The sequence below is a fragment of the Telluria sp. ZT3P25 genome (genome assembly GCF_059685895.1).
Genome location: NZ_JCASIJ010000001.1, coordinates 812,559 through 833,936, shown reverse-complemented (window position 1 = coordinate 833,936; position 21,378 = coordinate 812,559). Strand labels below are relative to the sequence as shown.

15 protein-coding genes and 1 tRNA gene are annotated in these 21,378 nt (G+C 64.8%); 4 read left to right on the top strand and 12 right to left on the bottom strand.

What is annotated here, in order from left to right; all coding sequences use genetic code 11:
• Window position 1 precedes the first annotated feature (1 nt).
• The 7 genes from galE to AC56LY_RS03660 all read right to left on the bottom strand — a co-directional run bounded on the left by galE (window position 2) and on the right by AC56LY_RS03660 (window position 9,792).
• Window positions 2-1,000 (bottom strand): UDP-glucose 4-epimerase GalE, encoded by a 999-nt coding sequence (gene galE, locus AC56LY_RS03690; protein WP_499576699.1) that lies wholly within the window; start codon window positions 998-1,000, stop codon window positions 2-4.
• A 437-nt stretch (window positions 1,001-1,437) separates the two neighbouring features.
• Window positions 1,438-3,432, bottom strand: a complete 1,995-nt coding sequence (locus AC56LY_RS03685) for a heparinase II/III family protein (protein WP_499576697.1) — start codon at window positions 3,430-3,432, stop codon at window positions 1,438-1,440.
• 777 nt (window positions 3,433-4,209) lie between these two features.
• Entirely contained in the window at window positions 4,210-4,692 is a 483-nt protein-coding gene (locus AC56LY_RS03680; protein ID WP_499576694.1) for an MgtC/SapB family protein, read from the bottom strand.
• A gap of 150 nt (window positions 4,693-4,842) precedes the next feature.
• Entirely contained in the window at window positions 4,843-5,637 is a 795-nt protein-coding gene (gene epsE, locus AC56LY_RS03675; protein WP_499576693.1) for a polysaccharide export protein EpsE, read from the bottom strand.
• A 209-nt stretch (window positions 5,638-5,846) separates the two neighbouring features.
• Entirely contained in the window at window positions 5,847-7,064 is a 1,218-nt protein-coding gene (gene epsL / locus AC56LY_RS03670; RefSeq protein WP_499576692.1) for an XrtB/PEP-CTERM-associated polysaccharide biosynthesis outer membrane protein EpsL, read from the bottom strand.
• A 36-nt stretch (window positions 7,065-7,100) separates the two neighbouring features.
• Entirely contained in the window at window positions 7,101-7,850 is a 750-nt protein-coding gene (locus tag AC56LY_RS03665) for a CAAX prenyl protease-related protein (RefSeq protein WP_499576690.1), read from the bottom strand.
• A gap of 40 nt (window positions 7,851-7,890) precedes the next feature.
• Window positions 7,891-9,792 carry an ATP-binding cassette domain-containing protein gene (locus tag AC56LY_RS03660; RefSeq protein WP_499576688.1) on the bottom strand — a complete coding sequence of 634 codons (1,902 nt, stop codon included), beginning with the start codon at window positions 9,790-9,792 and terminating at the stop codon, window positions 7,891-7,893.
• Window positions 9,793-10,021: 229 nt separating this feature from the next.
• Here AC56LY_RS03660 and AC56LY_RS03655 point away from each other — a divergent pair.
• A tRNA-Arg gene (locus tag AC56LY_RS03655) sits at window positions 10,022-10,096 on the top strand.
• Between the two features lies 1 nt (window position 10,097).
• Here the strand turns inward: AC56LY_RS03655 and AC56LY_RS03650 are convergent.
• The 4 genes from AC56LY_RS03650 to AC56LY_RS03635 form a co-directional block, all read right to left on the bottom strand.
• The gene (locus AC56LY_RS03650; protein WP_499576686.1) at window positions 10,098-10,622 is read right to left on the bottom strand and encodes a MarR family winged helix-turn-helix transcriptional regulator; all 525 of its coding nucleotides are present in this window, start codon (window positions 10,620-10,622) and stop codon (window positions 10,098-10,100) included.
• 7 nt (window positions 10,623-10,629) lie between these two features.
• Window positions 10,630-12,267 carry an AMP-binding protein gene (locus AC56LY_RS03645; RefSeq protein ID WP_499576685.1) on the bottom strand — a complete coding sequence of 546 codons (1,638 nt, stop codon included), beginning with the start codon at window positions 12,265-12,267 and terminating at the stop codon, window positions 10,630-10,632.
• A gap of 132 nt (window positions 12,268-12,399) precedes the next feature.
• Window positions 12,400-13,062, bottom strand: coding sequence for a response regulator (locus AC56LY_RS03640; protein WP_499576683.1), 663 nt, complete (start codon window positions 13,060-13,062; stop codon window positions 12,400-12,402).
• 44 nt (window positions 13,063-13,106) lie between these two features.
• Window positions 13,107-17,357: a hybrid sensor histidine kinase/response regulator gene (locus AC56LY_RS03635; protein ID WP_499576682.1), complete on the bottom strand. Its 4,251-nt coding sequence runs from the start codon at window positions 17,355-17,357 to the stop codon at window positions 13,107-13,109.
• Between the two features lie 315 nt (window positions 17,358-17,672).
• Between AC56LY_RS03635 and AC56LY_RS03630 the strand changes: the two genes are divergently transcribed.
• The 3 genes from AC56LY_RS03630 to AC56LY_RS03620 all read left to right on the top strand — a co-directional run bounded on the left by AC56LY_RS03630 (window position 17,673) and on the right by AC56LY_RS03620 (window position 19,510).
• The gene (locus tag AC56LY_RS03630) at window positions 17,673-18,095 is read left to right on the top strand and encodes a hypothetical protein (RefSeq protein ID WP_499576681.1); all 423 of its coding nucleotides are present in this window, start codon (window positions 17,673-17,675) and stop codon (window positions 18,093-18,095) included.
• 144 nt (window positions 18,096-18,239) lie between these two features.
• The gene (locus tag AC56LY_RS03625; RefSeq protein WP_499576679.1) at window positions 18,240-18,830 is read left to right on the top strand and encodes a hypothetical protein; all 591 of its coding nucleotides are present in this window, start codon (window positions 18,240-18,242) and stop codon (window positions 18,828-18,830) included.
• 89 nt (window positions 18,831-18,919) lie between these two features.
• The gene (locus AC56LY_RS03620; RefSeq protein ID WP_499576678.1) at window positions 18,920-19,510 is read left to right on the top strand and encodes a hypothetical protein; all 591 of its coding nucleotides are present in this window, start codon (window positions 18,920-18,922) and stop codon (window positions 19,508-19,510) included.
• A 43-nt stretch (window positions 19,511-19,553) separates the two neighbouring features.
• Here AC56LY_RS03620 and ggt read toward each other — a convergent pair whose 3' ends face one another.
• A complete protein-coding gene (gene ggt / locus AC56LY_RS03615) occupies window positions 19,554-21,329 on the bottom strand; it encodes a gamma-glutamyltransferase (protein WP_499576677.1) in 1,776 nt (591 codons plus the stop codon).
• Window positions 21,330-21,378: the final 49 nt, after the last annotated feature.

The following is a 21,378-nucleotide window of genomic DNA, read 5'->3' as shown; positions in this document are numbered from 1 at the left end:
ATTATTTGGCAGTGGTTTGATAGCGCCATACATCGGCGCACATTTGGGCGACATCGCGTTCGGCAGTCCAGCCGAGTTCATCGCGTGCCTTGGCCGGGTCGGCGTAGCATTTGGCCACGTCGCCTGGGCGGCGGTCGACGATCTGGTAAGCGACCGTGCGGCCGCTGGCCGCCTCGAACGCGCGGATCATTTCCAGGACGCTGTTGCCGCGACCCGTACCGAGGTTGTAGGCAACGATGCCCGGGCCCTTGGCCAGACGGTCCAGCGTCTTGACGTGGCCGATGGCCAGGTCGACGACGTGGATATAGTCACGCTGGCCGGTGCCGTCCGGGGTGTTGTAGTCGCCGCCGAAGACCGACAGCTTGTCGCGCTGGCCATTGGCAACCTGGGCAATGTAGGGCACGAGGTTGTTTGGAATGCCACTTGGCTCTTCGCCGATCAGGCCGCTCTCATGGGCGCCAACCGGGTTGAAGTAGCGCAGCAGCGCAATGCGCCAGTCGGGCTGGGCCTTGGCCAGGTCTTGCAGGATCTCTTCGATCATCAGCTTGCTGCGACCGTATGGATTGGTGGCCGACAGCGGAAAATCTTCGCGGATCGGCACCGAGGCCGGGTCGCCGTACACGGTGGCCGACGACGAGAACACAAGCGACCTGCAGCCGAACTTGGCCATTGTTTCGAACAGCACGACACTGCCCGAGACATTGTTGTCGTAATAACGCAGTGGCTCGGCCACTGATTCGCCCACGGCCTTCAGGCCGGCGAAGTGAATGACCGCTTCCGGCTTGTGCTCGGCAAATGCTGCTTCCATTGCTGCGCGGTCACGGATATCGGCTTCGACAAAGGCGAACGGCTTGCCGCTGATGCGCTGCACCCGGTCGCGCACTGACAACTGGGCGTTGGACAGGTTGTCGAGCACCACGACGTCGTGGCCTGCGCTTTGCAGTTCGACGACGGTGTGCGAGCCGATATAGCCAATGCCGCCAGTAACGAGAATTTTCATGTATTGCTCTCTGCTTTCACTTTGAGTGATCAATTATTTTTTGCAATAACGTTGTTGCCTGATGTTGCGTGCTGCGATTTCTTGCTATTTTTGCTATACCATGCCCGTCACAGACTCGCTCGCCAGCATGAAGCAGCTGGCGACGATCAAACTCATGGCGTGACTAGGATACATCCGCTGACCCCGCGCACGATATCCGGTTGTGCAGCGAACAAAATACGCGCGCACTTTACTGCTGAGGACCAGGTTGACCAGCCGCACGCCCCGGGAGGCAATATTGCTGCATAGCGTCATTCCAAAGCTTATCTATTTTACAAGCCTTTTGCAAAATTTGTGCGCGCGCGTGTTTGTACATACGGGCACTCTGGCCGCGAATACCCTGCTTCATCGCCCGTTGGCATGCCGGTTGGCAGCAGGCGACGGTGCTTGCCATACCGCTATTTTTCGTCGATGAACGTGATGGAAAACCTGCATTCCACCGGCACGGCAGACGAGACAGTCGAGATGCGCAGCACATCGCACGGCACCTTTGACTGGTAGGTGCCGGAGTACCAGCCAAGCGGCGGATTTTCAGCGCCGTTCACGAGCTCAAGGTGCAGATCCTCGCCGCTGGCCTGCATCTGCAGCACGAAGCGGCGGCCACGCACGGCCAGGCCATTGCTGGTCAGGCGCACGTCGAGGCCGGGCGCGAAGTGCCAGAACAGCTCGACCTTGTGCGGCTTCTTGCCGGACACTTCGTCGCGTACGGTCAGGGAATTGCTGGCGCTCTCGAAGCGGACACTGCGCACATGGCGGACCGGGTCGGGCAGGCGCGCGTAGCCATCGTGCGAACCGCGGAAATCGAACTCGTGCGGCGAAGCCGGCATGCGCTCGATGCTGGCCACCGCCTTGCGCAACCACATGAAACGGCCACCCGGGACCGATTGGTCCAGGCCATCGATGCGCACCGTGTTGTGGCTGGACGTGCCGCGAAAGTAGTCGCGCCATTTGTCGTCCTGGCCATACGAATAGGTGCCGGGATCGATCAGGCATGGTTCGCCTGCCACCGACAGCACCAGCGCCAGTGCATCGGCGTGGCCATGGGCGGCCGTGCCCAGATAGCCCAGTGGACCGCAGTCGAGCAAGCCCTTGATCTCGTCTGCTTCCCCGAAGTGGTTGCCGAACAGCAGGTAGCCACCATCGGGAAATGCCCATGCCGAATCGACTTCGTACGGATCGCAATCGGGTCGCCCGCCCGGCAGTGTGTGCAGCAGCCAGCGTACGCCGGGATGACTGTCGGCCTGGCCACCGAATACGGTCTCGCCCAGCGCCAGCAACTGCGCGGCACGGTCCATGCCGGAAGCATCCAGGCGGAACACGCTGCCATCGTCGGCGTCGCCCACGGCCGGCACATTGCCACCGGCGTCGCGTACCGAGCGCAGGAAGCGCAGCGCGCGCTGCAGACTGCCCCAGTACGCGCGCGAAAACGGCTGCAGCCCGTGGCCGCCGGTCTGCGCCAGCAAGCCGGCCACGAACAGGAATTCGCAGACGAACAAGTGGTAGCCGAAGGCTTGCTCGCGGTGGACACCATCGCGCGAGAACTGCGCCTGGGCTTGAATTTCGAGTTCGTTTCGGGCCAGCGCCTGCCAGTCGCGCGATTCTTTCCAGCACGCCCAGGTGACGGCGCCCATGTACAGGCCGGTCAGCTCACCGATCAAGTGGTTGTTGGCCGACGAGTGGCGCGACAGATGGCGCGCGATCGTGCGGCAGTGGGCGTGGATGCTGCCGAGCCAGTCGGCGCGCAGGCGCTGCCCGTCGTCGCCCTCGAACAGCGCGCTGCGTTCGCCTCCGATCAATTGCCAGATCAGACTCCAGTTGACGAGCCGGATGCCCAGTTCCCTCGAGCTGGTCCAGTTGGGGCCGGTCAGCGGCGGACATTGTTCGAGCCAGCTGCGCAGGTTCTGTCCGAGGGCATCCATCCAGCGCGCATCGCGCGTGAGCGCCCAGGCCTGCGCCAGTCGCACGAGGTGCAGGTGGCGGTTCAGTTCCCAGACATGCTTGATGTCGCCCACCAGCTCGCGGTCGGTGATGGCGATGTCGCCCCGGTACACGGCTGGCGCGGTCACGCCGGTGTCGGGATCGCGGTTCCATGCGGTCGGCACACCCACGTCGAAGCGGCCATCGGCAAACAGCACGACGTGGCCTGCACAGATGCGTTCGGCATCCAGCAGCAGCGCCTCGACCTCGCGCGGATCGAGTTCCGGCGCACCACGCACGCCCAGCGTCAGGGCCGGGACGGACGGCGGCGCCGCCCGCGATTGCGCCAGCTGCGCACGGCCCGCCATGCGGCGCCCCAGCCGGATCGCGGTTGCCTGCTGCACCCGATACCCCATCTCGGCGACCGACATGCAGCGCAGGCGGTTCACCAGCTGCACCATGTTTGTTCCATTCATCACGCTTCCCTCATGCAGAACTCCGCTTCGTCAACCGATTGCCCGGCCCGTCTGGTGTGCGTGGCGCGCAGCGCTGCGGGTATATGTCGTCCATCGAATTCGCCTGGTCGATCGTGACGTCCGACCTGCGGCAGCCTGGTGCCGCACACGGGAGTGGCTTCACCCTGTCAGGAGCGACTGCCAGTGCCCTCCCTCGCGGCGCGAGCGTGCCGGCGTTCGGCCGTTCTGCGGCATCCCCTGAATATCACAACAGCGCCGGCGATGATCAGCGTGGCGTGCAGTCCGGCGTAGCCCGTCGCCGATGACCTGCGCCCTTGCGCTGGAACCGGCGACAACCGCAGCGCAGCGATACCGGTACGATCATGCCCGCGCACTTGGTAAAGGCACAATTTTTCCGATCATACATTTTTCCGTGAGGGACGCCACGCACGATTCAGACCGCATGCGTGGGACGCAGACCTGCAATGAGCCCGGTATGTGACGGCGTCGATCATTTGGATCAGCGTGATTCTGGGGCGAGCGCGCAGCAGCCAATCGTGGCTCGCGAGTACTTGTGGAGAGAGTGTGGCGATGACCTCATGACACCGGATGCCGGCATCCAGACGGCATCGGGGACGTCACTCCGGCCACGTAAATGCCGGGCTAACAACGAAAATTTAGCCGGTGCAATAACGGGTCAGTGGATTGATTCCCACCGCGAAAACACATGCCGGTGCGCACGCACGCCGCTTGCACCGGGAGCGTGCTCGCACTGTCTTGACACTCAACACTGCCCGGTCACCCGGCACTGCGCTTGTTGGGCGAACGAATGAACGCGAGAATAACCAGGCCGAACAATGCACTGAGTACCGCTGTGCCCTCGCGCCCCATGCCGGCGGCAACCCCGATGGCAGCGGTCATCCAGACACTGGCAGCCGTGGTCAATCCCTTGACGTCGTTATTATCGCGCTGCTTGAGAATGGCACCAGCCCCCAGGAAGCCGATACCGGCCGTGACCCCTTGCAACACACGGGACAGGTCCTGGACCGACATCCCGGCCTGCAATGGAATCAGCACGAACAGCGCCGAGCCGACCGACACCAGCATGTGGGTGCGCAGACCAGCCGAGGCACCCTTCGTTTCGCGCTCGTAACCAAGCAGGCCGCCCAGGACGGACGCCACCAGCAGACGCACGACGAGCACCGTCACATCCTCGGCGTCGCCCAAATCGGAAAATTCACGTTGAATCGTCTGCAAGCTTTCTGTCCACCACACGCGCATGCCCTCCATCCTTGATCACATTGTTCAAGGAAATGATGACATCCATGCAAGAAGGGTGTCGCCACGCTCGCCAGATGAGGCTGTCCTGGACGCCAGATAACGCGGTGGCAAGGCGGCAAGGCGGCACCAACTGATGCCGGCCGCGACTGGCTAGAACCAGCTTTCGCGCACGACGATCACGTCATCGACCTGGACGATATCGCTACTACGCGCGTCCAGCGAGACTGACTGCCCACCGGCATCCTTGCGCGTGATGCGGATGCCGTTGCTGCTGCCGCGCGGACTCAGGCCACCGCCAGCCGACAATGCCTGCTGGACCGTCATGCCACGCTCGAGCCGGAATGGTCCCGGGCGACTGACCTCCCCGGTGATGTACGCCCTCGGCGCCCGTTCGACGAAGATGATGTCGCCGCCGGCCACTTCCACGTCCCTGTCGAGTTCGCCTTTGCGCACCATGTCGACCACATCGATGGTCTCGCGCATGGTCTTGCCGTCACGGGTGCGCACCAGACTGATCATGTCGCCGCCATCGCTGTGGATGCCACCCGCCAGCGCCAGCATGTCGAGCACGCGACGGCGGCCCTCCACCGGATAGCGGCCAGGCCGGTTCACATGGCCGAGCACCGAAATCTGCTGGCTGGCCATGGTCGTCACCAGCATGTTGACCTGGGCATGCTTGATGTAGCCGCTTTTCTCGAGCAGACCTGCGATGGTGTTTTCGGCCGCAGCCACCGGCATGCCGCCGACCGCCACCTGTCCCAGCATCGGGAACGTCAGATGCCCGCTTTCACTGACGCGCGTCTCCAGCGACAGGTCGGGACTGCCATACACCGACAACTTGACCACGTCGCCCGGCCCCAGCAGCACGTCGGCCGCGCCAGCCATGCCGATGCCCATGCCGAGCAGCACCGCCAGGCCCGCAATCCATATGACGACACGCTTCATGATGCCTCCATCCGTATTGGTGATCGTTGCACGGTGTTTGTGCCTGGCCGGGACCGCTGCACCCGTCCCATAAAAAATCTGCCCGACATGTCATTCGACGCGCCTGCAACCCATCGGTTCCGTCAAACAGCGGCTGCTTTGACTGAGCTGGCGCAAGCGCAAGCGATGCGCGTCATTCGCGCGAACATACATGGCCGTCAGGACGCTGGTCAAAACAGCACATTGGCAGTGACCTCCACCACGTTGGCATCGAACCCGCCGGTACCAAGCCGCGCCGCGGCGCTGCGTGCCTGGTGGACAAACCCAGCGACGACCTTCACCTTCGGCCTGACCTGCCACACGGCGCGCACGCTGGCCGAGCGGAGCGCGTCGCGCAGCGCATCGGCGCCGGTGACGTCGCCCCGGCCTGTAGAACGACGCCGCTCGTAGAGCGCGCTGGCCTCGACTGCCACCCGGGCGCTGGCAGCCCAGTTGACGCCGATGCTGGCGCCCTGGTTCAGCGTGTAGCTGACGAACGGGCTTTCGACCGGTGCGAAGTCGCGCCACACACCCGCCTGATAGCTGACGGGGCCGCGCGGCGTGAAGACCACGTCGACGCGGCCGTTCACACCGCTCGTGGCGCCCGCGCCGTACGACGGCTGCTCGCGCCGCACATACCCGGCCAGGCCCTGCACCGTGGCCGAACCCGTGGCGAGCCAGTGCACGCGCAGCTTGAGTTCGTCCTGGGTGAAATCGTCAAGCAGGCCCGTGGTGATGGACGGACGCCGGAACGGATAGCTGCCCTTGATGCGCCGCGCGACCAGGCCCAGCGCGCTGCCGCCCCTCGGCTGGTACAGGAGTTCGGTCTCAAACGCGGTTTCAGTGCGGTTATTGAAGCGCTGGATTGCCAGGTCGTAGCTCGCCTTGTCGCGCACGGCACCAACGCGCACTTTCCAGCTTGGGTGCAAGGTCCAGCCGGCATCGGCTTCCTGGCGGCGCTGCTGGCGCAGGTTGCGCTGGTCGCTGTTGAAGTCGGTGTACGGCGCCAGCGTCTCGAGATACAGCCCCGCGAGATGGCCGTCGAACTGGTCGCCAACTTCCCAGAACCATGTGGCTTGCAGGTTGCGCCCGGTGTAGTCGAGCTGCCTGAAATGATCGAATGCGGTCGTCGACACCTTGGCCGTGGCCGCAATGCGCTGGCGGCTGATGTGTTTGTCGAGCACCACACCCGCTTCAAGCGTACGGTAGCTGTCGCTGCGCCCGTTGCCGAATGCGGACACGCCATCGGCCTGGCGCAGGAGATTGTCGTCGTAGGCCCAGCCGATACCGGCGAGCAGTTGCAGGCTTTCAGCTGGCGCCGTGGACGCCGCGCCTGCGGGAAGACACCAGAATGCACCGGCGCAGAGTGCGACCGGCGAAAGGCGATGCAACGCTGAAGGGGTTGGCATGGTCGTCGTCTTCCACGGGTCGTGCTACCGGAGGAATTACCAGAATTGCCAGCCCCCTGTGTAGACGACCCAGACGCCCAGCAATCCATTCGTCACAGCGTGGGCCAGGATGGGCGACCACAGGTTGCGGTGCCTCATATACAACACGCCGTAGGCCACGCCAGCCACAATACCGGCCAGCCACAGCGTGTGTTCAAAGCCGAACAGCACGCATGGGATCACGAACGCCTTGAATCCGATACGCGCCGGATCAACGCGTCTGAAGTTGGCGTGCTCGACCCAGCGCATCAGGAACGAGCGCCAGAACAATTCTTCCATGACGGGCACGACCAGCGCTGCGCCGGCAATGCGCAGCGTCACCATCAGCCAGTCGATCTCGCCATTCGTGCGCGGATCGTAGCCGGGCGAGCTGTCCAATGTCATCCATGGCAAAGTCAGATTCACCCACAACACCAGCACGATGACGCCGACGAGAATGGCAACGAGCGTCTGCGACAAGCGCAAGCCGAACCGGTGCAGCTCGTCGTACTGGCGCCAGAAAACGGCCAGCAGCGCCAGCACGGCCCCTGCCTGCACCGGATACAGCCAGCGCAGGTCGGCGCGGCTCATGCCCATGCGCTCGAGCAGGTCGCCAATCACGATGAACAGGATGTAGGTGCCGAATGGCAGGATGCGCGCCCAGGCGGCGCGGGTCAGGAAGGGTTCGTCGGCCGCCGGGGCCGCAGACCCGGGACCGGAGCCGGGGCCGGCTGCCCGGGCGCTGCGCGATTCGTCGTTGTCGATCATGAAAAGTCGCCCTGCCCGGTCATTGCCCGCCCCTTGTTGATTAGACGCCGCGCGAGCGCGCTTCGATCGTTTCCCAGCGCTCCAGCGCATCGAGCAGCAAGTCTTCGATTTCGGCAAAGCGCGCATTGATGCGCTTGGCGTCGGCCGGGTTCTGCTTGTAGAAGTCAGGGCCGTTGAGCTGCGCCGTGATTGCCGACTGTTCGTCTTCCAGCGTCGCGATCAGCTTCGGCAACTCTTCCAGCTCGCGCTGTTCCTTGTAGCTCAGCTTGACCTTCTTGGCGGCCGGGGCTGCCGTGTCGTCCGCTTTCGGCGCGCTGGTCTTGACCGGCGCCTGGACCACCGGCGTTGCCGCCTTGACGCGTTCCCAGTCGGTATAGCCACCGACGAATTCGCGCCACTTGCCGGCGCCTTCGGCCACGATCACTTGCGTGACGACGTTGTCGAGGAACGTGCGGTCGTGGCTGACCAGGAACACGGTGCCCGTGTATTCCTCGAGCAGTTCTTCGAGCAGCTCGAGCGTGTCGATGTCCAGATCGTTGGTCGGCTCATCGAGCACGAGGCAATTGGCCGGCTTGGCGAACAGGCGCGCCAGCAGCAGGCGGTTGCGCTCGCCACCGGAGAGCGACTTGACCGGCGAACGTGCACGTTCCGGCGAGAACAGGAAGTCGTTCAGGTAGGTCATCACGTGGCGGCGCTGGCCATTGATCTCGACCCAGTCGCTGCCCGGTGCGATGGTGTCGGCCAGGCTGGCTTCTTCATTGAGCTGGGTGCGCATCTGGTCGAAGTACGCGACGTTCAGCTTGGTGCCCAGGCGGACCTTGCCGCTGTCGGCGTTTTCTTCGCCCAGGATGATCTTGAGCAGCGTCGTCTTGCCGGCGCCGTTCGGTCCGATCAGGCCGACCTTGTCGCCACGCATCAGCGTGCCGGTAAAGTTGTCGACGATGACCTTGTCGCCGTACATTTTCGAGATGTTCTCGAGATCGGCAACAATCTTGCCCGAACGTTCGCCCGTGGCGACGTCGAGCTTGATCTGGCCCTGCTGGTCGCGGCGCACCGCGCGCTGCGAACGCAGTGCTTCCAGGCGGCGCACGCGGCCTTCGTCGCGGGTACGGCGTGCCTGCACGCCCTTGCGGATCCACACTTCTTCTTGCGCCAGGAACTTGTCGAACTTGGCGTTTTCGACTTCTTCATTGGCCAGCAGTTCTTGCTTGCGCGCCTGATAGGTCGTGAAATTGCCCGGGAACGACAGCAGACGGCCGCGGTCGAGTTCAATGATGCGGGTGGCCACATTGTCCAGGAAACTACGATCGTGGGTAATGAACAGGACCGAACCGCGGAATTCGCGCAGCAGACTTTCGAGCCACTTGATCGACGTGAAGTCCAGGTGGTTGGTCGGCTCATCGAGCAGCAGCACGTCCGGCGCCGACACCAGTGCCACGGCCAGCGCGACGCGCTTTTGCATACCACCCGAGAGCGTGCCCATCAGCGCGTCGCCCGACAGGTTCAGGCGATCGAGCGTGGTCTCGACCTTGTGCGCCAGGTTCCAGCCATCGTTCGCATCGAGCTTGGTCTGGATCACATGCATGCGCTCCATCAGCGCGTCGTCGTCGCCCTGGCCGAATTTGCCGGTCAGTTCTTCGTATTCGGTCAGCATCGCCTGCTGATCGCCCATGCCGCCGGCGACGACGGCAAACACCGTCATGCTCAGGTCAAACACCGGTTCCTGCTCGACATAGGCGATGGTGACGCCCTGCTGCATGACCAGCAAGCCATCGTCCAGACGCGAACGGCCCGAGATGACTTTCAGGAGCGAGGATTTGCCGGTGCCGTTGCGGCCGATGAGGCCGACGCGTTCGCCGGTCTCGAGGGAAAAATCAGCGTGGTCGAGCAGCGGCACGTGGCCGAAAGCAAGTTGAGCGGAACTAATGGAGATGACAGCCATGATCGGTATGCGTTTCGTCGCGCGAAGAAAAATAAGGCGCGGGGGGAAAAGGTGCGTTGATTGAATAAGGGGCACATTGTACCGACTGCCGGGCATGAACCTGCATTTCTATTTCGATCCCGGCTATAATTGCAACCGGTTCACGGTACCAGCCCGCCCTGCGGGGCCTGCCCGCCGGACTGCAGGCTTGCCCTGCTTCGCGCCGTCAGCACCTGGCGGCGCGGGCGTCCTCCCCGTAGCACAATGGATAGTGCACATGCCTCCTAAGCGTGGGATACTGGTTCGATTCCAGTCGGGGGGACCAGCTACACCCCGTCATCCACACGCAAACTGCGCTTCATGGTCGACAACAACGCGATCATCGTCGCCTTGTCTTCTGTTGCCACATCGGCCAGCATTTCCTCGATCCAGCGCTCGTGCACTGCCGCCATTTCGTCGAACGCCGCGCGCCCCGCTGGCGTCAGCTTGACGGCCGATGCGCGCCGGTCGTTCACATCCTGCACCCGCACCACGAGCTGCTCGCGTTCAAGCTGGTCGGTGATCCCCGTGATATTGCCGCCGGTGACCATCATGCGCTTGGACAGCTCGCCCATGCGCAGGCCGTCCGGATGGCGCTGGAGCTGCGCCATCAGGTCAAAGCGTGGCAGCGTGATGTCGAACGTCGTGCGCAGGCGGCTGCGGATTTCGTTTTCGATACGCGTCGTGCACGACAACATGCGCAGCCACAGGCGCAGCGATTGGTGATGTTCGTCCGTCAGGCGGCTTTCCATGTCCAGCTCGGCTGCCCCGCCCATCGCTGGGCCTTGTTCACGTCCATCCACTTCCTGCATGCTGTCCTCAATCTGCGTTCGTGCGTAATTTAAAGCGTTGTAGTTTACCGGTTTCGGTGCGAGGCAGTTGTTCCCTGAACAAAATGGCCCTGGGGTACTTGTACGGCGCGATCTGTGTCTTCACGAATTCCTGCAATTCGCATGCCAGGTCGTCCGACCCCACCCGCCCTGTGCGCAGCACGACGTGGGCCTCGACCACCTGGCCGCGCTCGGGATCGAGCCGCCCCACGACGGCGCACTCGGCCACCGCCGGATGGTGCAGCAGCGCTTCTTCGACCTCGGCGCCGGCGATGTTGTAGCCGGCCGAGATGATCATGTCGTCCGTGCGCGAGCGGTAGTAGAAATAGCCGTCGGCGTCCATTTCGTAGGCGTCGCCCGTGATGTTCCAGCCACCCTGCACGTAATCACCCTGGCGCTCGTCGTCCAGATAGCGGCAGCCGGTCGGGCCTTTCACGGCCAGGCGCCCGATCACGCCCGGGCCGACAGGTACGCCGTCGGCATCGAGGATGCAGGCCTGGTAGCCCGGCACCGGCTTGCCGGTCGCGCCCGGCCGGATGGCGGCGCCTGCGCTGGCGATGAAGATGTGCAGCAGTTCGGTCGCGCCGATCCCGTCGATCATCGCCAGCCCCGTCGCCGCCTGCCAGGCCGCGCGCGTGGCCAGCGGCAGCGGCTCGCCGGCCGACACGCTGGCGCGCAGGCTGGCCAGGTCATAGCGCCCTGCCTGCGCCGCCATCAGGCGATAAAAGGTCGGCGCCGTGAAGCATACGGTGGCACGGTAGTCGGCGATGGCCGCCAGCAGCGCCTCGGGGCTCAGGCGTTCGAGCAACACCCCTGCGCCACCGACGCGCAGCGGAAACAGCAGCAGGCCGCCCAGCCCGAACGTGAACGCCAGCGGCGGCGTGCCGATGAAGATATCGTCCGCGCGTGAGTCCAGCGTGTGGCGCGGAAAGCAGTCACACACGGCCAGCACGTCGCGGTGAAAGTGCATGGTGCCTTTGGGGATGCCGGTGGTGCCGGACGTGAAACTGATCAGGCAGACGTCGTCGCGCGCGGTGTCGGCAGCGACGAACGGGGCGTCGTGGCGGGCCATCCGTTCTTCCAGCGCGCCGGGTAGATCGGGCGCCGGCGCACCGAACACCAGTACCGGCACGCGCAGGCCCAGCGCATCGATGGCATCCACCAGGCCATCGGCGCACAGCACCGCATTGATGCGCGCCTTGTCGGCAATGGCGCCCAGCTCGCGTGCGCGCAGCAGCGGCATGGTCGGCAGCACGATGCAACCGGCCTTGATCACGCCCAGGATGCAGGCCGCCATCATCGGACAATTCGCACCGCGCACCAGCACGCGGCTGCCGGTGGCCAGCCCGACATCGTGGCGCAGCACATGGGCAATGCGGTCGACCTGGGCCAGCAATTCAGCATACGTCAGGCGTTCGCGCGCGCCGATCAGCGCCGTGCGCGCCCCCCAGCCACGCGCGATGGCGTCGTCGAGCAGCGCGCTCGCGCAGTTCAGGCGCGCCGGGTACTGCAGCTCGGGCAGGTCGAACAGGAAGTCGGGCCAGGCGTCGGGCGGCGGCAAGTGCGCACGGGCGAAGCCGTCCGTGTGGCCGGACGGGGACAGCGCGGCACTGGTGACGTCGTTCATGGCGTGATCCCCCGCTAACAGCGAAGCAGTCGACCGGCAGCGCCGGTCACGCAACATCCGCGCGCTATCGTAGATCCAAAGCACATCGGCAGCAAGCGGGTTTGTCGGGCAGTCATGCCATCGACTGCAACGTCACGCACGCGCCGCGCGCTCGATCTGGCGCGCCACTGCGGCCTGTGCCTGCGTCAGACTTGCCGCGAGCGGCGCCCGGTCGAGCGCTGCGGCGGCGCCGTGCAGGCCGAGCATGCTGCAACCGGCGCGCAGGCGCGCACGCTGTTCGAGGCCCTCGGCGCCTTCTGCCAACCCGCCCTGCGCTGCCTGCAACTGGCGCGCCAGGCCGTCGAGGTAAAGGCGCAGGCGATCGAGGTCGATGCCCAGCCGGCGCGCCACTGCGTCCGGAGTCTCGTCGGTTGCATCGTTCGCGTCGGGTTGCGCAAACAGGCGCTCGAACTGGGCGCGCACGTCCTCGTGGCGAAATGGCTTGACGATATACCCGCTCGCACCGGCCAGCGCCGCTTCGTCCATCGTGGCACTGTCGGACGCCGCCGAGACCAGCACGAACGGCAGCGCCGCCAGCAGCGGGGTCTGGCGCACGCGCTGCAGCAGTTCGATCCCGGACAGGTGCGGCATGCGCAGGTCGCAGAACACGATGTCGGGCTGCAGGCCGCCCGCCAACTGGCGCCAGGCATCCTCGCCGTCTTCGGCTTCGACGATCGCATGGCTGCCGCAGCTGTCCACCAGATGCATCAGCATCATGCGCGCCACCACATCGTCGTCGACCACCAGCACGTTCATCACGTCTCCACGAGATTCCTCAGAAACTCCATTATAAGCAGGTGTCAGGAAGGGGCGCCCGTTTCGAAGGTGTCGAGCGCCGCGGCCAGCCTCGGCAAGCCGGCGCGCAGCCGCTGGCCGTCGTGGCCGTCGGCGGCCGCTTCCAGTTCGCCGCACAGTGCTTCCAGTGCCGGCTCGGCCAGATAGGTGGCGCTGCCGCGCAGTCCATGCAGGATCCGGCCTGCGGCCTCGAAGTCGTCGTCTGCCAGCGCGGCGTCCAGTTCGGCGCGCCGGCGCGGCAGGTCGTTGCAGAACGCAGCGCGCAGGCGCAGCCCCAGGTGGTCAGTCCGCGCGGCAGGCGCCGCCGTCGGCGCCTCCACACCGAACAGGGCGTCCAGGGCAGCGGTAGGTGTGGCCGGCGCAGGTGCAGCTGGTGCCATGGCGAGCACCGGTCCATACGCCAGCAGTGGCAACGGGAACCCGCGCTGCAGCTGGCGTTCGATCGCGCGCGCCAGTTGCAGGTGCAGCGCTGCCTCGTCGATCGGCTTGGTCAGGAACGCGTCCATGCCGCAGGCCAGATAGCGCGCGCGGTCTTCGCCGCTGGCGTTGGCGGTGAGCGCCACGATCATCACGTGCTGGTCGAGCACCGGCGCGTCGGGCGGGCCGCCGGCGCGGATCAGGCGCGTGGCGCTGGCCCCGTCCATCTCCGGCATGCGCCCGTCCATCAGCACCAGGTCGTAGCGCTTGCGGGCGCACGCCGCCACCGCTTCGGTGCCGTTGCCGACGATGTCGATCGCATGGCCCATCTCCTCGACCATCAGGCGTGCGATGACCTGGTTGGTCGGGAAATCCTCGGCGCACAGGACCGTCAGCTGGTGGCTATGCGGCGCGCGCGTCACGTGCGGGGTATGGGCAGGCGGGACGCCATCGCGCAGCGGCAGCAGCACGGAGAACACGCTGCCCTCGCCTTCGACACTGTTCACGCCAATAGTCCCGCCCATCAGCTCGACCAGCTGGCGACAGATCGCCAGGCCCAGGCCCGTGCCGCCGTAGCGGCGCGTGGTGGTGGTGTCGGCCTGCTCGAATTTCTGGAACAGGCGCGGTACGGCCTCAGCCGGGATGCCGATGCCGGTATCGCGCACCGTGAAGCGGATCATGTGCTGTTCGCCCGCCCCCTGCTGGTCGCTTGGCCGGCACTCGACATGGATCGTCACGCCGCCCGCTTTGGTGAACTTGAAGGCATTGCCGACCAGGTTGACCAGCACCTGGCGCACGCGGGTCGGGTCGCCCACCAGATAGCGCGGCACGTTGTCATCGACCAGCACTGAAAACGCCAGGTCCATCCCTGCCGCCTGTTCGTCGAACAGGCTGGCCACGTTGCGCATCTTGGCGTGCAGGTCGAAGTCGATCCGCTCCACGGTCAGCTTGCCGGCCTCGATCTTGGAAAAGTCGAGCAGGTCGTTGATGATCGACAGCAGGGCCTGGGCGTTGGCCTGGCCGCGCAGGATCTGCTCGCGCGTGGTTTCGCGCAGTGCCAGGTCGCGCAGCGCGAAGCCCAGCATGCCGATCACGCCGGCCAATGGCGTGCGCATCTCATGGCTCATATTGGCCAGGAATTCCGACTTCTGGCGCGTCGCATCCTCGGCGCGCTCCTTGGCATGGCGCAGCACTTCCTCGTTGTCCTGCAAGGCGCGGTAGGCGAGCGCCAGCTCGTTGCTCTGGTGACGGCCGCGCCGCTCCTGCTCGCGCAGTTCCTCGGTCTGCAGTTCGAGCATGCGGTTCTGCTGCTCGACCTGCTCGGTGCGCGCGCTGACCTGGTGCTCGAGACGCTCTTTCTGGTGGCGCAGGCTTGCAAAGCGGATCCGCATGCCCAGGTAGATCGCGCCGCAGGTCAGGATGATCATGCCGATCCGGAACCAGGCGGTACCCCACGGCGGCGGCTCGATCGTGATCGCCAGCGCGGCCACATCTTCGCTCCAGACATCGTCCTTGTTGGCCGCGCGCACGCGGAACACATACGTGCCCGGATCGAGATTGGTATAGGTCGCAAAGCGCTTGTCGGCGCCGGCATTGACCCAGCCCGCGTCGAATCCGTCGAGGCGGTAGGCAAAGCGGTTGCGCTCGGGCGCTGCAAAATGCAGCGCCGCGAATTCGACCGTGATCACGGCGGCGTCCGATGGCAGCGTGATGCTGCTGGCATGCTCGATCGGTCCCGGCAACAGGCCCGGGAATACCTGCTCGACCGGCTGGTTGAACACCTGCAGCCCGGTGATCGTCGGGCGTGGCGGAATGCGGTTGTCATGGACCGCGCGCGGATCGAACGCGGTCAGGCCATTGAAGCCGCCGAAATACAGCGTGCCATCGGTCGTCCTCAGCGCTGCCGTGTCGAAGAACGCGCCTTCGCTGATGCCGTCGGCCGCCGTGTAGCTGCGCCAGCGCCCGCTGGCCGGATCGAAGCTCGAGATACCGCTCGACGTGCTGGCCCAGATGCGACCGTCGGCATCTTCCAGGATCGCCGACACGGCGTCGTCCACCAGTCCATCGCGGGTGGAGTAGCGCGTGAAGCTCAGGGCGCCGTCCGGTCCGGTGGCCATGCGGTTCAGGCCCACGCCGGTGCCAATCCAGATGTCGCCCCGGCTGTCTTCGAACAGCGACCGCACTTCGTTGTGACTGATGCTGTTCGGGTCGAACGGATCGTGGCGGAAATGGCGGAAACGCCCGCTGGCGCGGTCCAGCAGTTCCAGACCCGAGACCGTGCCGACCCAGAAGCGCCCGCGGCGGTCTTCCAGCAGCGGGCGTACCGAATCGTCCGTCAGGCTGGTCGAGCGCGCCGGATCATGGCGCAGACTCGTCACCGCGCGCGTGCCGGCCGCCATCCGGTGCATGCCGCCGCGGGTACCGATCCAGATGACATCATCGCGATCGACCAGCAGCGAGCGCACCTGGTTGGCGTCGGCGTCTCCCGGCAGCACCTGGCGCCGGAAGCGCCGCGTCGCCGGATCGAAGCTGGTGATGCCCGAGCGGCTGCCGATCCACAGCAGGCCGGCGCGATCGCGCACGACGGCCGCTGCCGGCACGTCGATCAGGCTGTTGGGATTGTCCTTCTGGTGCCGGTACACATCCGCCTTGCCGGTGGCCGGATCGAACCGGTGCAACGCGGTGGCCGAGCCAATCCACAGATGGTCGCCATCCTGCAGCAGCGCGCGGATCTTGTTGTCGGCCAGTGAATGGGGATCGTCGGGGCGCCCGACGATGCGGGCAAAGCCGCCGCCGCCCAGGTCGACGCGCGAAACGCCGCCATACCAGGTGCCGGCCCAGAACGTACCGACGTTGTCGCGGTACAGCGCCGAGACATAATTGTCGCCCAGGCTGTGGCGATCGGCGATCGCATGGCGAAAGACGTCGAAGCGGTCGCCCTGCGCACGCCAGCGGTACATGCCGTCGTCGTGCGTGCCCACCCACACCGTGCCGTCGGCATCCTGGTGCAGCGTGGTGATCCATTCGTTGCCGACGCCGTCGCCCGCCCCGAAGCGGCGCAGCGCACCCTTGCCCGGCCCGCCCTGGCCATGGCGTTCGAGCCCGCCGTAGCGCCCCACCCACAGCCGCTGCTGGCTGTCGACCAGCAGCGCATGTACCGGGAGCGCGCGCTCCGGCAGGTCCGACGCATGGTGCTCGATGCGCTGGCGGTCCGCGCTCAAACTGTCCAGACCTGCCGCGCTGCCGATCCACAGACGCCCGTCGCCGCCCAGCGCCAGCGCCTGGATACCGTCGTGGCGCAGTGTGCGCGGATCGCCCCGGACGTGGTGCCAGACCGTGAACTTGCCGGTGTCGATATCGAAGTGCTGGAGGCCGTCGGCGGTGCCGATCCACAGGCCGTCCTGGCCATCGCTGATCATCGTCTTGATCTGGCGGTTGCCGGTGCCGCGCCGCGCCGGTTCGTTCGGCGCATGCAGCGTGAAGCTGCGGGTGGCCGGGTCGTAGCGATTCAGGCCGCCGTCGGTGCCCAGCCACATGGTCCCGTGCCGGTCGAGCAGCATCGCGCGCACCCAGTTGCTCGCCAGGCTGCGCGGGTTGCCGATCTCGCTGCGGTAATTGACGAACCGGTAACCGTCGTAGCGCGACAGGCCGGACTGGGTACCGAACCACATGAAGCCATCCGCATCCTGCAGGATCGACAGCACCGACTCCTGCGCCAGGCCGTGCTGCACCGACAGGTGCTCGAAGCGCAGCGTCGGCACGGGCGCCGCCGCGCGCACGGGCGGTGCACACAGCGTGGTCAGCGCCAGCAGCGCCAGGAGCAGGAACGCGCGCAGCATCGTCACGCCTTGAGGAGGGCCGGCACGTCGCCGCGCCGTGGGGCGTGCAGAATCCCGCCCTGGCAGGCGGCGCGTGCGCCTTGCCATGTCACGCTCGGTCCGGTTTTCTGTTTGTTCTCCACGCCAGCAGGTTAGCAAATTCTGCTTGTCTTGAGGCAAATATGGGATGGAAATGGCAAGAATTTGTCGCAGATTGTCGCTTGTGTGCCCCAGTCGCGCAGGATCACGGCCATCGCACGCGTGGTCTTGCGAAGCGCAACATCGTGACGCTTGTACCGGCACAGAATCACGTCTCGATTCCACCTCGGAGGCAGTATGGCAAACGCGATCTATCTGCATGAGACGGTATTTTACAAATCAATTCTTGTGGCCAAGAACATTTGCCTTCAGTGCGCGACGGTTCGGTGGACATGCACACGGAACAAGATCAGCAGTGGCGACGGCGACGGCGACGGCGACGGCAGCGCCACTGTCGGTGGATGGAATCTGGCGCAAAACAGAACTGCGCAGGCATTACGATGCCTCTCGATATTGAACGATACACGGCGCATTTGCGCACCGAAGCAAAAGATACGAGCCAGAAAAGGTGAGCGCAATTTGTTCGTGAAGCACTTGCTGCCGGCGGTGCCTCCACGCACGGCATCCATCCGATTCATGCAAAAGACTGGGGACCCACACTACGGCGGCTTGGCTTTCATCGTCTCAAGGTCGGGAACTCAGACGCTTTTATTCCGTTGAAAGGCGACGTCGTGGTTATTCAGCCATATCCAAAAGGGAATGTCTCCGGACATATTGCTGCGTACGATGGACGAATCTGGATCTCCGACTTCAAACAGCGCGACTTTCGGTCAGGTCCAACTTACAGAAAGCTAAAGCCCCCACATGTCTTCTATCGCCCTTAAGCAATACATTGCCGCAGTAATGCTCGTTACCGCTTGCGGCGCTCTCTGCGCACAAGATCCACCCAGCATTCTCGAAGACCCGCTTCTCGACTTGCGATATGAGCGCGCCAAGGTTTGGTTCGATTCATGGCCTTTCAAATTAGTCAACGACTGTCCGGTGCTGGCCGACGATGAGTATCGTCAAGGTGTATGGTTTGTTTTCGCGAAAACCGGCGATGCCTCTGGCTGGACCTATTATCTTCTCAATGGATATGATGTTCGGAAAAAGTCTGGTTCCACTAATCAGCTTGAGTATTCGACTGGCGGCCATGGATTGATCGTGATGGTCCGGGGTCTGGAGTGCCTGATCATCGATAACGATGCCAGAGAAACATTCAGGAGTCCGGTTTTCAATGACGAATATCCCCAGGATGTACACCAGAGGCTGGCAATCGACTTCGCTGCCCGGCTGTCCTCGGCCTTTGGTGGCAAGGAGAAGCTCCGGGCGCAAATCGTAAAGCAGCGCGTGGATCTCGACATGCTGCCCGACGAGCTTCGCCATGCATTCAGGGACTTGCACCTGCCGAAATAGAGATTGCCAACTCGCTGGCATTGGCGCCCTTTTCCATGCCCGTCAGATGGTCGATCAGATCCGGAATCAACGAATGGGAGGCTGCTGCCATGTCGTCCAATACGATCAAGCCACTTGTTTGCGCCATCCTGTTCAGTACATTGAGCGGATTGCTGTGCGCCCAACCCCTGCCACGCATTCTGGAAGATCCTGTCCTTCGCCTTCGGTATGAACCCGCCACAATCCATTTCGCGCCTTTCCCGTCAAAACTACGCAACGACTGCCCGGCGCTGGACAAGGGCGGAGATCCACAACGCACCTTCTTCATTTTTGCCAGCGCCAGCGATGCCTCCGGCCGGGTCTACTACCTGCTCAACGGCTATCAGGTTCGGCATCACGTCGACGATATGCGCTTCCCGCGCTACATCACCGATGAATATGCACCGATCATCATGCTGCAACATCAAGCGTGCGTCATCATCGACCACGAAGGCCCCGACCGGCTGGCCGATGACAACTTCACCGAGGAATACTCGCGCGACATGCAGCAGCGCCTCATGATCGACTATGCGAACCGGCTTGTTGCTGCCTATGGTGGCAAGGAAAAGCTCCGGATCGAACTGTTGAATCAATACGTCGACATGGACACGCTGCCGGAAGCACTTCGCTACGCATTCCGCAATCTGCATCTCACCAAATAAAAAAGCCGGCCCATGCGAGCCGGCTTGCATTCGAGGAGATATCTCAATCGCCCCTGGCAACACCTTCCCGGCGCGGATCGGCGCCGCCAAACCACATCGGCACGCCCTTCACCACCACGCGCTCGATGCCGTGCAGACCCGACGTCTGTTCACTGACCCGGATCGCGTGGCCGCGCGCGCGCAGCACGTCAATGGTGGCATCGGGGAAGCGGCCCCGTTCCAGTTCGGTCGGGCCGTTGCGGCTGCCGAAATTCGGCAGCGCGATGGCCTGCTGCACGTTCAGGTCCCAGTCGAGCGTTCCTACCAGCACCTTGGCCACGTAATTGATGATGGCCGGGCCGCCGGGCGAGCCGATGGCGAGCACCAGCTTGCCGCTGGCGCGGTCGAACACGATCGTCGGCGACATCGCGCTGCGCGGGCGCTTGTTGGCTTCGACGCGGTTGGCCACCGGGCCGTCGGCGTCGCGTGCGCTGAACGAGAAATCGGTCAGCTGGTTATTCAGCATGAAGCCGTCGACCATCTGGCGCGAACCGAACGCATCTTCGATCGTCGTCGTCATCGCCAGGCCGGCGCCATTGCCGTCGACGACCGACATATGCGAGGTCGACGGCGTCTCGATCGCGTTGTCGGTGCCCCAGGCTACCTCCATCCCGGGCGGCGTGCCGGCCTTGGCTTCGCCCATCGAACGCGCGCCCACCATGCCGGCGCGCGCCGTCAGGTAGCCCTTGTCGATCAAACTCGGGATGCCACGGCCCGGCAGCGGCACGAAGTCGGCGTCGGCGGCGTAGCGGTTGCGGTCGGCGTAGGCCAGGCGCCCTACTTCCGAGAACACGTGCACGGCTTCTGCGCCCGGCACGCCGTCCTTCGGCGCGAGCGCCTTCATGTCGAAGGTCTCGAACATGCCCAGCATCTGGGCCACGGCAATCCCGCCCGACGATGGCGGTGGCATGCCGCACACGGTGTAGGCGCGGTAGTCGCTGCAGACGGGCGTGCGGACCTTCGGGCGGTAGTCGGCGATGTCCTTGGCGGTCAGCAGGCCCGGATTGGTCGGGTGCGCAGCCACTTTGGCAGCGATGTCGCGGGCAAAGCGCCCCGTGTAGAACACGTCGGCGCCGCCGGCGGCGATCTCGCGCAGCGTCGCGGCCAGTGCCGGATTCTTCAGCACGTGGCCGACCGGCCACGGCTTGCCGGCAGCGTCATAAAAGTAGGCAGCAGCGACCGGGTCCTTGATCAGGAAGGTCTCGCCAGCGAGCATCTTGTGCATGCGCGGGCTGACCTTGAAGCCTGTCTCGGACAGACGGATCGCCGGGGCGAACAGCGCCTTCCACGGCAGCTTGCCGTGCTGGCGGTGCGCCAGTTCGAGCATGCGCAGCACGCCCGGCGCGCCGACCGAGCGGCCGCCGACCACGCCTTCGGTGCGCGACAGCGGCGTGCCGTCAGGCCGTTCGAACAGGTGCTCGTCGGCCTTGCTCGGCGCCGTTTCACGACCGTCGAACGCCTGCGTCTGCTTGCCATCGTAATGGACCATGAACGCGCCGCCGCCGATGCCCGACGATTGCGGCTCGACCAGCGTCAGCACCAGTTGGGTGGCAATCGCCGCGTCAATGGCCGCCCCGCCCTGGCGCAGGATCTGGTAGCCGGCCTCGACTGCCAGCGGGTTGGCGGCGGTGACCATGTATTTTTTGGCCTGCCAGCCATTTTTCTCGGTGTAGCCGGTTGCCGCTTCGGGCGCGGCCTGCAGTGAATCCTGGGCCCACAGGGGCGTTGTCGTCGCGCCGGCGAGTGCCAGGGCGAGCGCAAGCTTGCTGAGTGTGTTCAAACGGTTCTCCAAAATAGCAAACGGGCGCGTGGACTTAGGCCAGGCGCCC

What these genes read in the sequence shown, in the direction of transcription:
- galE (WP_499576699.1), bottom strand. Translation starts at nt 1,000, where the DNA reads ATGAAAATTCTCGTTACTGGCGGCATTGGCTATATCGGCTCGCACACC.
- AC56LY_RS03685 (WP_499576697.1), bottom strand. Translation starts at nt 3,432, where the DNA reads ATGAATGGAACAAACATGGTGCAGCTGGTGAACCGCCTGCGCTGCATG.
- AC56LY_RS03680 (WP_499576694.1), bottom strand. Translation starts at nt 4,692, where the DNA reads ATGCGCGTGTGGTGGACAGAAAGCTTGCAGACGATTCAACGTGAATTT.
- epsE (WP_499576693.1), bottom strand. Translation starts at nt 5,637, where the DNA reads ATGAAGCGTGTCGTCATATGGATTGCGGGCCTGGCGGTGCTGCTCGGC.
- epsL (WP_499576692.1), bottom strand. Translation starts at nt 7,064, where the DNA reads ATGCCAACCCCTTCAGCGTTGCATCGCCTTTCGCCGGTCGCACTCTGC.
- AC56LY_RS03665 (WP_499576690.1), bottom strand. Translation starts at nt 7,850, where the DNA reads ATGATCGACAACGACGAATCGCGCAGCGCCCGGGCAGCCGGCCCCGGC.
- AC56LY_RS03660 (WP_499576688.1), bottom strand. Translation starts at nt 9,792, where the DNA reads ATGGCTGTCATCTCCATTAGTTCCGCTCAACTTGCTTTCGGCCACGTG.
- AC56LY_RS03650 (WP_499576686.1), bottom strand. Translation starts at nt 10,622, where the DNA reads ATGCAGGAAGTGGATGGACGTGAACAAGGCCCAGCGATGGGCGGGGCA.
- AC56LY_RS03645 (WP_499576685.1), bottom strand. Translation starts at nt 12,267, where the DNA reads ATGAACGACGTCACCAGTGCCGCGCTGTCCCCGTCCGGCCACACGGAC.
- AC56LY_RS03640 (WP_499576683.1), bottom strand. Translation starts at nt 13,062, where the DNA reads ATGAACGTGCTGGTGGTCGACGACGATGTGGTGGCGCGCATGATGCTG.
- AC56LY_RS03635 (WP_499576682.1), bottom strand. Translation starts at nt 17,357, where the DNA reads ATGCTGCGCGCGTTCCTGCTCCTGGCGCTGCTGGCGCTGACCACGCTG.
- AC56LY_RS03630 (WP_499576681.1), top strand. Translation starts at nt 17,673, where the DNA reads ATGGCAAACGCGATCTATCTGCATGAGACGGTATTTTACAAATCAATT.
- AC56LY_RS03625 (WP_499576679.1), top strand. Translation starts at nt 18,240, where the DNA reads ATGTCTTCTATCGCCCTTAAGCAATACATTGCCGCAGTAATGCTCGTT.
- AC56LY_RS03620 (WP_499576678.1), top strand. Translation starts at nt 18,920, where the DNA reads ATGTCGTCCAATACGATCAAGCCACTTGTTTGCGCCATCCTGTTCAGT.